We start from the raw sequence: 12,310 nt of genomic DNA on the forward strand, positions 1-12,310 counted from the left end.
AGTATGACGCGGACACGACAATCGGCGCCAGACTCCGGTGGACGCGAAAGGGGCGGCGGACCGTCGGAACGGTCCGCCGCCCCCTGGGCGTCGCTGTCGCGGTGTTACTTCACGACCGTGATCCGGCCCGTCACCGGCGGAGCCAGCGGCGCGCTCGCGGAGGAGTGGGCCGCCAGGTAGGCGGTGAACATGTCCAGGTCGGACGCGCCGACCAGCTTGTTCTTGTGCTCCTTCAGGACGGCGAAGCCGTCACCGCCACCGGCCAGGAACTCGTTCATCGCGACCCGGTAGGTCTTCGACGGGTCGATCGCCTCGCCGTTCAGCTTCACCGAGGACGTCACGATCCGGTCGGCACCGGTCTTCGTCATGTCCAGGGTGTACGTGAAGCCCTTCGAGACCTGGAGGATCTTCGGGGCCGCCTGGTTCGCGCCGCTCACCTGCTGCTGGAGCGCGGTGATCAGCTGGGCGCCGGTCAGGTCGACCGCCGTCATCATGTTGGTGAACGGCTGGACCGTGTACGCCTCGCCGTAGGTCACCACCCCGTCGCCCTCGGCGCCGGACGCCTTGTGGACCAGCGGCGCGCGGACACCACCCGGGTTCATCAGGGCCAGCTGCGCGCCGCCCTTGTCGGCCGGGGCCATGCCCTCGAGCTGCGCGTCGGCGATCAGGTTGCCCAGCGGCTTCTCGGGTGCGTCGAAGGGGTTGTCGACGTCACCGGAGATGTAGCCGACCGGACGGCTCGCGATCGGCGCCGCGAGCGTCTTCCAGCGGTCGATCAGCCGGGTCATGTCCTCGGCCTTCGCCACGTCACGGGTGACGACGTGGTTCGCGGAGGAGACGGCGGTCCGGACGATGTCCTTGGACCGGCGGTCGTAGGTCAGCGTCGTGTCGGTGTACAGCTTGCCGAAGGAGGCCGCCGAGGTGACCGTGCGCGGCTTGCCGGACGGGTCCGGGATGGTGCACGCGTACGCCTGGTGGGTGTGGCCCGTGACCAGGGCGTCGACCTGCGGGCTGACCTTCTTCGCGATGTCCACGATCGGGCCCGAGATGCCGTCGCCGGGGCCGGGGCTGTCGCAGTTGTAGTTGTACGAACCCGAGGCCGGCGCACCGCCCTCGTGCAGCAGGGCGACGATGGACTTGACGCCCTTGCGCTCCAGGACCTTGGTGTACTTGTTGATCGCCTCGATCTCGTCGCCGAACTTCAGGCCCTTGATGCCCTCGGCCGAGACGATGTCGGCGGTGCCCTCCAGGGTGACGCCGATGAAGCCGACCTTGACGCCGTCGCGCTCCCAGATGACGTACGGGTCGAGGATCGGACGGCCGGTCTTCTCGTCCGTCACGTTGGCCGCGAGGTAGGGGAAGCGCGCCCCCTTGAACTCCTTGCCCTCTTCGAAGCAGCCGGCGGTCGGGTGGCAGCCGCCGTTCTGCATACGGGCGAGCTCGCGGGCGCCCTCGTCGAACTCGTGGTTGCCGACGGAGCTGACGTCGAGCTTCAGCCGGTTCAGCGCCTCGATGGTCGGCTCGTCGTGGAAGAGCCCGGAGACCAGCGGGGAGGCGCCGATCATGTCGCCGGCGGCGGCGGTGACGGAGTACGGGTTGCCCTTGCGGGCCTCGCGCAGGTGCGTGGCCAGGTACTCGACGCCACCGGCGTCGATGGTCCTGGTCGTGCCGTCCTCGTTGGTGTGGGTGACCCGGCCGGCCGAGCCCGTGGGCGGCTCCAGGTTGCCGTGCAGGTCGTTGAAGGAGAGGAGCTGCACGTCGACGTAGCGCCCGTACCCGTAGCCGTGGCCACGGTCGTCCTGCCCGCCCTTCGTCCCCGAGGCGCCCGCGGGCAGCGCGGCGACGAGCGCGCCGACGGTGGCGAGCCCCGCACCGACGGCGAGTATCCGCCCCGCCGTCCTCTTCTTCTTCGGTGTCGCTGCCATCTCTCCCCTTGTCCCCGCGCCCCTGTGAGCGGCGCCTGTCGACTGCTGACGTACCGGGCGCAGCCTAGAGTCAACGCGCGTAGCGCAACAGGGGGTACCGGGTTACAACTAGGTTGATTCCGTAGTCTCGGAGCATGACTCCTGACGCGGCACCGGCCCTCGAACCCGGCCGGCAGATCCACACTCTCGACGAGCTCTCCCCCGAGCAGGTGACCGACGTCCTCGACCTGCTGGAGGCGACCGACCGCGCCGACGGCGTCCACGCCGTGTCCGAGCAGGGGCGGCTGTATCTGCGGCACGGCCGGCGCGAGGGCGTGCGGCACTTCCTGCTCACGGTCGGCACTCAGCTCTACGGCTACGCGCAGCTGGAGGACACCGACCCGGTGGAGGCCCCGGCCGCCGAGCTCGTCGTCCACCCCTCCCACCGCGGCCGCGGCCACGGGCGGGCGCTCGGGACGGCGCTGCTCGCCGCCTCGGGCAAGCGGCTGCGGGTCTGGGCGCACGGCGGGAAGTCCGCGGCCCGGCATCTGGCCCAGGTGCTCGGCCTGACCCTGTTCCGCGAACTGCGCCAGCTGCGCCGCCCCTTGGTGCCGCTCGACATCCCCGAGCCGGTGCTTCCCGAGGGCGTCTCGGTCCGCACGTTCGTTCCCGGCCAGGACGACACGGCCTGGCTCGCGGTCAACGCGGCGGCCTTCGCCCACCACCCCGAGCAGGGCTCGCTCACCCAGCGCGACCTCGACGACCGGTTCGCCGAGCCGTGGTTCGACCCCAAGGGCTTCTTCCTCGCGGAGAAGGAGGGGAAGCTGGTCGGCTTCCACTGGACGAAGACGCACGCCGAGGAGCAGCTCGGTGAGGTGTACGTGGTCGGGATCCTGCCGGAGGCGCAGGGCAGCGGTCTCGGCAAGGCGCTCACCGCGATCGGGCTGCGGCACCTGGCGGCGCAGGGGCTGCCGACGGCGATGCTGTACGTGGACGCGGACAACACGGCGGCGGTGACGGTGTACGAGCGGCTGGGCTTCGTCACGCACGAGGTGGACCTGATGTACCGCACGGAGTCCTGAGCACGGCCGCGGACGGCTGAGCACGGCCGCGTAGGGCTGAGTACGGCCGCGTACGGCTGAACACACCTGCCGGAAGGGGGCGGTTGACACCGCCCCCTCTCTTGCACCACCCTTTCACTACTTGATTAGTGAAAGGGTGGTGAGAGGGAACGTGCTCGAGTACCGCATCGACCGGCGCAGCGGCGTCGCCACCTACGTCCAGATCGTCCAGCAGACCAAACAGGCCCTGCGCATGGGCGTTCTGGAACCGGGCGACCGGCTGCCCACCGCGCGCGAGGTCGTGGAGGCGACGGCCATCAACCCGAACACGGTCCTGAAGGCCTACCGCGAGCTGGAGCGCGAAGGGCTGGTCGAGGCCCGGCGCGGCCTCGGCACCTTCGTCCGGGCGACGCTCGGGACCGGCCCCGCGGACTCGCCCCTGCGGGGCGAACTCGCCGACTGGGCGCGCCGTGCGCGGGAGGAAGGCCTGGAACGCGAGGACGTGGACGCGCTCTTCACATCCGTACTGAAGGAATTCTTCGAGGGGGACGCATGACCAGCGGAACGGTCCTGAGCACCGAGGGCCTGGGCAAACGGTACGGCGGACGGGGGCTGGGGCGGGGGCTCGGCCAGGGAGGCCGGGGAGGCGGGTGGGCGCTGCGGGAGTGCACCTTCGCGCTCCCGGCCGGCCGCGTCTGCGCGCTCGTCGGCCCCAACGGCGCCGGCAAGTCCACCCTCCTCGCCCTCGCGGCCGGACTGCTCCGGCCCACCGAGGGCTCGGTCCGGGCACCCGCGCGCGAACACCTCGCGTACGTCGCCCAGGAGAAGCCGCTCTACCCGCAGCTCACCGTCGCCGAGACGCTGCGGATGGGCCGCGAGCTCAACCCGGACCGCTGGGACCAGGCCGTCGCCGAGCGGATCACCGGCGGGCTCGACGCCGCCGCCCGCGTCCGCAGCCTCTCCGGCGGGCAGCGCACCCGCCTCGCCCTCGCCCTGGCCCTCGGCAAGCGGCCCGCACTGCTGCTCCTCGACGAGCCGATGGCGGACCTCGACCCGCTGGCCCGCCGACAGCTCATGGGCATCCTGATGGCGGACGCCGCCGAACGCGGCACGACGGTCGTCGTGTCCTCGCACATCCTCGCCGAGCTGGAGGGCGCCTGCGACCACCTGCTCCTCGTCGACGGCGGCCGCGTCCGCCTCGACGGCGCGATCGACGACCTCCTCGCCGCGCACGCCGTGCTCCGGGGCCCGGTCGCGGACCTCGCCCCGCACACCGTCGTCGAGTCCCGCACGACGGGCCGCCACCTCACGGCCCTGATCCGCCGGGAGGGCCGGGTCGAAGGCCCCTGGCAGACCAGCACCCCGTCCCTGGAGGACCTCGTCCTCGCTCACCTCCGCGCCGAAGGAGCCTCCGCATGAGCACCCTCTCGCTGAAGGGTCCGCACTGGGTGACGGTCCGTCAGCACCGTCGCACGCTTCTGTTCGCGGGTGCGGGGGTGGTCCTGGCCCTCGCCGTCATCGCCGGACTGCGGCTCTGGGACGCCCTGACCCCGGACATATACCTGGAGGACGGGTACGCGGTCCCCGCCGACGACAACCGTGGGTTCGGCCTCCTGCGCCTGGCCATGGAGTACGCCGGCAACGGCATGGTCCTCCTCCCCGTCCTGGTCGGGGCCTTCGTCGCGGGTCCGCTGGTCGCCCGCGAGCTGGAGAGCGGCACGTACCGGCTCGCGCTCACCCAGTCCGTCACCCCCGTGCGATGGTTCCGCGCGAAGCTCCTCACCGCGTCCGCCGCCGCGCTCGCGGCCACCCTCGCCCTCATGGCGGTCTACCGGATCGGCTGGGGCCGGGTCTCGAACACCTACCAGCTGCACTGGGCGGACCGCGGTCCGTACGAGGCGACCGGAATTGTTCTCGTCGCGTACGTCCTGCTGGCCGTCGCGGTGGGCGCCCTCCTCGGCCAGCTGATCCGCCGGACGGTGGTCGCGATGGCCGCGACCGGCCTGGTCACCGGCCTGGTCCTCGCCGTCCTCGGTGCTCTGCGCTGGGAATTCCTGCCGGTGCGGACCATCACGGGCCCGCCCGTGGTCGACGGCACGATGCTGATGATGCCCGAGGACGGCCTGATCATGGACCAGGGCCTGATGGACTCCACGGGGGCGCGGATACCCGGCTGGTTCTGCGATCCGGAGGCGGTCCCGGCCACCCAGTGCCGAGTCGACGTGACCGTCACCGCCGAGTACCTCGACTACCACCCCGAGTCCCACTTCTGGCCCACGCAGCTCATCGAGACCGGCATCGTCGTCGCCCTCGCCGCCCTCACGCTCCTCGTCGCGTTCCGGGTTCTGCGCGGGCGCCACCCGTCGTCACCCACCCCGAGCTGACGCGGCGGACGAGCCCGGACGGAGGGGCGACGGAGCCACGGAACGGAGGTCTGTGCGAACTCTCTCGGCCAAGGGATGCGATTGAGCCACCCCGTGGGGCCGCCGACGACGGCGGCCCCACTCCCCCATTGTCTCGGTTGATGGCGAGTTGCCTCGGCGAACGTGCCGCCTTGCCGGTGGCACGTTCGCCGGTGCGCCGCCTATCACCGATATTCGGTGGGATGCAACCACGGCCGAGTGTCAGCTTTTGGCAGTGCGTCAGGCGAACTAGCGTGCTTCACATCCGCGGTCGCATCCTGCTTCACGCATGTGCGCCGTCCACGGGTACACGGGGGAAGGACCTGCGTCATGCAGTGGTGCACCACGAGGCCCATGCGAGGTCATCGGCCGTTCCAGGAGCATCCCGACACCGCGAGGACCGCCTCCTGATCCACCGGTCAACGTTCCCAGTCGTCGACGCCCGGTCCTGGAGTGACAGCACATGCCCGAACCGACGCACCGCCTTGCCCTGCACCTGCTCGGCCCCCTCCGCATCTGGCGGGGCGACCGGGAACTCACCGTCGGCCCGCCCAAACAGCGGGCGGTCCTCGCGCTCCTCGCCGGCCGGCACGGCACCGTGGTCAGCCGCGCGCAGATCGTGGACGCCCTCTGGGGCACCGACGCCCCGGCCTCGGCCGCCAACGCCGTGCACACCTATGTCGCCGCGCTGCGCCGGACCCTCGAACCGGACCGCGGCAGCCGGGAGTCCGGGGCGTTCATCGTCTCCCGCACCGGCGGCTACGAGCTGCGCGTACCCGCCGACGCGGTCGACTCCACCGTCTTCGTACGCCGCTACGAGGAGGCACGGCACCTGGTCTCCTCGGGCGATGCCCCGGCCGCCTTGGACCGGTTCGAGTCGGCGCTCGGCCTGTGGCACGGCGAGGCACTCAGCGGCATCCCCGGACCGTACGCGGCCCTCGAACGCACCCGGCTGCGCGAGCTGCGGTTCGCCGCGACCGAGGGCTGGATCGCCGGGCTGATCGCCGCCGGCCGCCTCGACGCCGCGATCGTCGCCTCCTCCGAGGCCATCGCCCAGGAGCCGCTGCGCGAACGGCTGCGCCACCTCCACATGCTGGCCCTGTCCCGGTGCGGCCGTCAGGCCCACGCCATCCAGGCGTACGACGAGGCGCGGTCCCTCCTGCGGGAGGAGCTGGGCATCGACCCCGGCCAGGAACTGCGCGAGCTGTACGAGCGGATACTGGCGGGCGAAGTCGCCGCCGAGACCCCGCGCGCGACGACGACCGCGCCCCACACCTCCTCCGCGCCCTGGCCGTCCATCTCGTCCCGGCCGTCCAGGTCTCCCCGCTCGACCCGGCCGGCGCCGCTCCGGACGCACGCGCTCAGGCCCACCCCGCACCGGCCCCCCTCGCTCCCGGCGCCCCGCCCGGAGACACCGGCCGCGCTTCCCCGGCCGAATCCCCTCTCCCCGCACGACGGCCGCCCGTTGAACCAGCTCCCCGCCACCGCCCGGGTCTTCATCGGCCGCGAGTCGGAACTCCAGCAGGCCGGACAGAAGCTCGACCAGGACACCTCCCCGTGCGGAAGTACGGCCCCGATCCTCACCGTCGACGGGCCCGCCGGTGTCGGCAAGACCGCGTTCGCGCTGGAACTCGCCCATGAACACGCCGGCCTGTTTCCCGACGGCCAGCTGTACGTCGACTTACGGGGAACGGGCGACAGCGGCACCCGCTCCGCATCCGACGCACTCGCCCGGCTCCTCCAGGGACTCGGCGTCGAACACGCCCGGCTCCCCCACGACCTCGAAGGGCGCGCCACCCTCTACCGCACGCTCATGCACGGCAGGCGCATGCTGCTCCTCCTCGACGACGCGGCCGACGCCGACCAGCTGCGTCCGCTCGTCCCGCCCGGCCCCTCGGCCGTGATCGTCACCAGCCGCCGTCTCCAGCGCGGGCTCGTCGCCCGCGAGGGCGCCCAGCGCATCGGACTGCGCCCGCTGGACCGGCAGGCCGCCGCCGACCTCTTCGTCGCCCTCCTCGGCCCCGAGCGGTGCGCCGGGCAGCGGGCGACGGTGGAGCGCCTCGCCGAGTACTGCGGCCGGCTCCCGCTGGGCATCCGGATCGCCGCCGGGACCATGGCCGCCGACCCGCACCTGTGCCCGGCGGAGCTGGCGGAGCGGTACGAGGACCCGGGGACCCGGCTCGACCACCTGAGCGTCGAGGGCGACGGCGAGGCCAGCGTGCGCCACGCGCTGGAGGCCAGTTACCTGTCCCTCTCTCCCGAGACGGCCCGGCTCTTCCGGGCCCTCGGCAGGTCCGTGGCCGGGAGGGGCGGGACGGCGGACACGATCAGGCCCGCGGACGCGGCCGCCTTCACGGACGGCGACACGGCGGCGGCCCGCCGCAGGCTCGACGCCCTGGCCGACGTGGGCCTGCTGGAGCGCAGCGGCTCCGACGCGTACCGCTTCGACGAACTCGTCGGCATCTACGCGTCCGAGTGTGCGGCCGCCGCCGACCAGGCCACCGCCCGCTCGACGCTCCTGCTCACCCCGATCCACGACGACGGCTTCCCGGGCTGCTGCCTCCCGGACGCCCTCGCCCGGCACTGAAGAAGGTGACCCGGACACTCTTCAGTCCTTCTTCAGAAGCCCCTGCGCACAATCGCTCGCGTCACCACGACTGTCGCTGTGCAGTAACGGAGGGGCACGACCACGATGACCACGAGCACCAGCCCGGCAAGCGCCTTCGGGAACCTGACCGAGGAGAGCGTCCGGTACAGCCGCTTCTCACAGTTCCGCTCGACCAGCGGACCGTTCATCAAGGACAACCCGTACCACCGTCCCCTGAACCCGGAGCGCATCGCCGGGATCGACTGGAGCACACCCCTCGTCGAGGAGACCTTCGCCTCCGACCGGAGCCTGCTCGCGAACCGCCTGCTGATGAACGTCTACGAGAGCGACGCGCTGTTCCTGCCGGCCGCAGGACTGCGTCAGTACGAGGACGACTTCCACGCGTTCTACGACTCCGAGAGCCGGCTCTCCGGCGAGCGGATCCGCCCCGAGGCGGAACGGTTCGCCTTCGGCTTCCTCGACGACTCCGTCGGCGTCACCGGGCAGTGGGACGAAGACACCCTCCGCGCCCATCTGCGCCGCTCCGTCGACCTGGCCAACAGCCCCGGCAGCCGTCCGGTCTTCGACGCGATCCGCGCCGCCACATCGCCCCGGACCGCCGCCGGCACCCAGATCGTCCAGATGGCGCTGGACGGCCTCACCGAGGCCACCGCCATGTCGCAGAACCTGGGCGGCGCCTTCGGACCGGAGCAGAGCGAACTCTTCAAGATCTTCGTCGACGAGTTCGGCTACGGCGTCTTCCCGGCCAAGCACAGCACACTGTTCATGGAGCTCTGCTCCAGCGTCGGCATGGCCACCACCTCGCACCACTACTGGTTCTTCTACCTGCCCAGCTCGATCGCGATCAACAACTACTTCTACTGGGCGACCCGCAACCGCACCGGCTTCTTCCGCTACATCGGAGCGATGGCCTTCCTGGAGGCGACCTTCGCCGCCTGGTTCGGCGACCTCACGAAGGTCTTCCGCGACGTGTACGGCAAGGACGTCGACACCCGCTACTGCGACGAGCACGCCCACATCGACCAGCACCACGGCCGGATGGCCATCGACGACCTGCTCATCCCGCTCGCCCGCAAGCACGGCCCCGTCGCCGTCAAGGGCCTGCTCCAGGGCGTCGAGGAGATCCAGCTGCTCGACCGCCTCGCGGGCGCCGACCTGCTCGCCCAGCTCACCTGGGACCCGGCGCTCTCCGACGCCCCGGCGAAGACCGACGCACCGGCCACCGAGGTCGTGGAGCTCGACAGCGACAGCGCCTTCGACACCCAGGTCGCCCCCGTCGCCACGCGTCTGCACGTCCGCGGCGGCGAGGCCCTGCTGTACACGTCCGCCACCGGTGACCCGCTGCGCGTGCCGCAGGGCAGGTCCGTCGTCGTCCCGGCCGGCCGGCTCTACGGTGTGCGGGCCGAGTCCCGTACCCAGCTCGCCACCGGACCGGCCGCGTGAGCGCCCGCACGAAGGGGGCCGCGGCAGCACCCGCACAGCCCCGCGCACGGGCGGAGTTCGACCGCACCGAGCACAACGCGCTCGTCGCCGGCGACGACATCTACTTCGTCATGGAACGCGACAACGACGTCCACGTCCTGAGCAGCCGCTGCCCGCACCGCGGCGGCCCGCTCCACCTCGGCGACGTCGAGGACGGCAGGCTCCGCTGCCCCTGGCACGGCGGCCTGTTCCCGGTCGACCGGCTCTGTGACCGCTCGCACCCCGCGATACGCGTCGGACACACCGTCACCGTGTATCTCCCCGGCGGAGATGAGACGCCCGTCCCCATCCACACCATGGTCCGAGCAGGAGTGAACGCGGCATGACCCTCACAGCCACGGAAGACACCCCCCTCGGCCTGGTCGCGCCCAGCCGGCCCGCGGGCGCCGCCGACCCCTGCCAGACCCTGCTCGCGCTCGGCGAGGAGGCCATGGCGCAGCGGCAGTACGAGCGCGCCTACGACCTGTTCAGTGCCGCGGCCCGCTGCGACGCCGGCGGGGACGGCGATCGCTACCGGCGTGAGATCAACCGCGCCGTCCGCGCCCTCGTCCCCCGCTGGCACTTCGGCATGATGAACGACACCGAGCGCAACCAGGCCTACGCCAAGGCGATCCAGCAGGTCGTCGGTGACGGTCAGCTGGTCCTCGACATCGGCACCGGCGGCGGCCTCCTCGCGCTGCTCGCCGCCCGCTCGGGCGCGCAGCGGGTCGTCACCGTCGAGGCCGTCGACGTCGTCGCCGCCACGGCCCGCGAGATCGTCCGGCAGAACGGGCACGACGACGTCGTCACCGTCGTCTCCGGCCTCTCCACCGACCTGCGCGTCGGCGTGGACCTGCCGCGCCGGGCCGACGTCCTGGTCACCGAGATCTTCGACTGCGCGCTGCTCGGCGAGTTCGCCGTACCCGCGCTGAAGCACGCCCGGCGGGAGCTGCTCGCTCCCGGCGCGACCGTCCTGCCCCGCTCCGGCCGCCTCTTCGCCCAGTTCGTGGAGAGCCCCGAGCTGCACTCGCTCAACCACGTCGGCGAGGTCGAGGGCTTCGACTTCAGCCCCTTCGCCTCGCTCACCTCGCTCGAGTACTTCTCCACGACCCTCACCAACTACCGGCACCGCCCGCTCACCGACCCGGTGGAGGTCTTCCACTTCGACTTCGCGCAGGACATCGAACCGACCGCACGGCACTTCGACGTCACTCCGCTGGAGAACGGCGCCGCCCATGCCGTCGTGATGTGGTTCGAACTCGATCTGGCCGAGGGCATCACGCTCTCCAACAGCCCTTCGGACACCGGCTCCCACTGGAAACAAGCCATTCAGACCCTTCCGGAGCCCTGGCGGCTGAAGAAGGACTCCCCACTCGGGTTCCGTGCCGCGCATGATGGCCAGCGCGTGCTGGTCGGCCCCGCGAGCAAGGTCCCACACACCCAGGTGAGGTAATGGCAGTCACGAATGAGGGACAGACGTCCGAGGAGCACAAGCCGAGCACCGGCCAACCCGGCTCCACGAAAACCACTGCGGAAGCGTCGAGTTCGGAACTCCACAAGACCCTGACCGTCCCCAGAGGCGTCGGTGTCGCCACCGGAATGATCATCGGCAGCGGTCTGCTCGTCCTGCCGGGCCTCGCCTACGACCAGGTCGGCACCAGCGCCGTGTACGCCTGGCTCTCGGCGGCCGTGGTGGTCCTTCCGCTCCTCGTCGTCTTCGCGCGGCTCGGAGCCCGCTACCCGACCGCCGGCGGCGTCCAGGGCTTCGCCCAGGCCGCGTTCGGCGCACCCGGCTCCACCGCCGCGGGGGTCATCCTCATCGGCGCCTGCGCGTTCGGCGGTGCGGCGATGGCGATCAGCGGCGGCAACTACGTCGCCGCGCTCCTCGGCAACACCGGAGCCGGCGGCTGGGTGGCCCTCGGCTACCTGGCCGTCATCGGCCTGCTCCAGGCGGCCGGTTCCCGGCTGGCCGGCGGCATCCAGTCGGCCGTCACCATCGGCCTGCTGCTGCTCCTCGCCCTGGTCGCCTTCGCCCCCGCGATGGTGGACTCGGGCTCCCTGCACGGCGACGTGGCCCCGCCGACCGAGTGGCTGGCCGCACTCCCCGCCGTGGGCCTGGTGTTCTTCGCGTTCACCGGCTGGGAGCTGGTCTCGTCCACCGCCGAGGAGTACCGCAACCCGAAGCGGGACTTCCCGCTCGTCATCGGCATCACCTTCGTCATCGTCGTCGCGCTCTACCTGGGCATCTCCCTCGCCGTCCAGCTCGTCGTCGCACCCGACGACCCGCTGCTCTCCGAGGCTCCCGTGGTCGCCGTCCTGGAGCAGGTCCTCGGCGACGCGAGCGGCCGGATCGCGGCCGCACTGGGCGCGGCGATCATCTTCGCGACCCTGATGGGCGGCACCTGGGCGACCTCCCGGATCGTCTTCGCGACCGCCCGGGACGGCCTGCTGCCGGCCCCCCTTGCCCGCGTCGACGCCCGCTCCGGCGCGCCCCGGCCCGCCGTACTCCTTTCGGTGCTGATGTTCGGCGGCGTGGTGATCGTCGAAGCGCTGGACCTGATCAGCCTGACGATGGTCTTCCAGCTGTCGACGGTGAACTTCGTCATCGGGTACGCGATCGCGGTGCTCAGCTACGCCAAGCTGTACACCCGCCCCTCGCAGCGGCTGCTCGCGCTGGTCGCCGGGGCCCCGGTCCTGGCGATGCTGGCCGGTTTCGGCTGGGTGCTGCTCTACCCGGCGGCGCTGCTGGCCTTCGCGGTCCTGGTCCACAGGACCAGGCGGCGCAGGGCGCGGGCCGAGGCGAACGTCTGACGACAGACGGACGCCACCACAAGGTGAGAGAACACCGAAGGGCCGGGCCGTCGCCCGGCCCTT

At 71.8% G+C, this 12,310-nt stretch carries 10 protein-coding genes; 9 read left to right on the top strand and 1 reads right to left on the bottom strand.

Going from position 1 to position 12,310, the window contains the following annotated elements; genetic code table 11:
- Positions 1-104: 104 nt before the first annotated feature.
- Complete coding sequence (locus ACFY8U_RS34765; protein WP_389576118.1) at positions 105-1,925, bottom strand: bifunctional metallophosphatase/5'-nucleotidase; 1,821 nt, start codon at positions 1,923-1,925, stop codon at positions 105-107.
- Positions 1,926-2,059: 134 nt separating this feature from the next.
- Between ACFY8U_RS34765 and mshD the strand changes: the two genes are divergently transcribed.
- The 9 genes from mshD to ACFY8U_RS34810 all read left to right on the top strand — a co-directional run bounded on the left by mshD (position 2,060) and on the right by ACFY8U_RS34810 (position 12,247).
- On the top strand, positions 2,060-2,986 hold the full coding sequence (gene mshD, locus ACFY8U_RS34770; protein WP_389576119.1) for a mycothiol synthase: 927 nt from the start codon (positions 2,060-2,062) through the stop codon (positions 2,984-2,986).
- Between the two features lie 151 nt (positions 2,987-3,137).
- Positions 3,138-3,521: a GntR family transcriptional regulator gene (locus ACFY8U_RS34775; protein ID WP_361436802.1), complete on the top strand. Its 384-nt coding sequence runs from the start codon at positions 3,138-3,140 to the stop codon at positions 3,519-3,521.
- Complete coding sequence (locus ACFY8U_RS34780) at positions 3,518-4,384, top strand: ABC transporter ATP-binding protein (RefSeq protein ID WP_389576120.1); 867 nt, start codon at positions 3,518-3,520, stop codon at positions 4,382-4,384. Before ACFY8U_RS34775 ends, ACFY8U_RS34780 begins: the two co-directional genes overlap by 4 nt.
- Positions 4,381-5,349 (top strand): ABC transporter permease, encoded by a 969-nt coding sequence (locus ACFY8U_RS34785; RefSeq protein WP_389576121.1) that lies wholly within the window; start codon positions 4,381-4,383, stop codon positions 5,347-5,349. The genes ACFY8U_RS34780 and ACFY8U_RS34785 overlap by 4 nt, the downstream gene beginning before the upstream one ends.
- Before the next feature lie 481 nt (positions 5,350-5,830).
- The gene (locus ACFY8U_RS34790; protein ID WP_389576122.1) at positions 5,831-7,954 is read left to right on the top strand and encodes a BTAD domain-containing putative transcriptional regulator; all 2,124 of its coding nucleotides are present in this window, start codon (positions 5,831-5,833) and stop codon (positions 7,952-7,954) included.
- A 105-nt stretch (positions 7,955-8,059) separates the two neighbouring features.
- On the top strand, positions 8,060-9,418 hold the full coding sequence (locus tag ACFY8U_RS34795; RefSeq protein WP_389576123.1) for an iron-containing redox enzyme family protein: 1,359 nt from the start codon (positions 8,060-8,062) through the stop codon (positions 9,416-9,418).
- A complete protein-coding gene (locus ACFY8U_RS34800) occupies positions 9,415-9,783 on the top strand; it encodes a Rieske 2Fe-2S domain-containing protein (RefSeq protein WP_389576124.1) in 369 nt (122 codons plus the stop codon). The genes ACFY8U_RS34795 and ACFY8U_RS34800 overlap by 4 nt, the downstream gene beginning before the upstream one ends.
- Positions 9,780-10,889, top strand: a complete 1,110-nt coding sequence (locus ACFY8U_RS34805; RefSeq protein WP_389576125.1) for a 50S ribosomal protein L11 methyltransferase — start codon at positions 9,780-9,782, stop codon at positions 10,887-10,889. Before ACFY8U_RS34800 ends, ACFY8U_RS34805 begins: the two co-directional genes overlap by 4 nt.
- Positions 10,889-12,247, top strand: coding sequence for an APC family permease (locus ACFY8U_RS34810; protein WP_361599164.1), 1,359 nt, complete (start codon positions 10,889-10,891; stop codon positions 12,245-12,247). Before ACFY8U_RS34805 ends, ACFY8U_RS34810 begins: the two co-directional genes overlap by 1 nt.
- Positions 12,248-12,310: the final 63 nt, after the last annotated feature.

Source organism: Streptomyces sp. NPDC012508 (assembly GCF_042902595.1).
GTDB lineage: Bacteria > Actinomycetota > Actinomycetes > Streptomycetales > Streptomycetaceae > Streptomyces.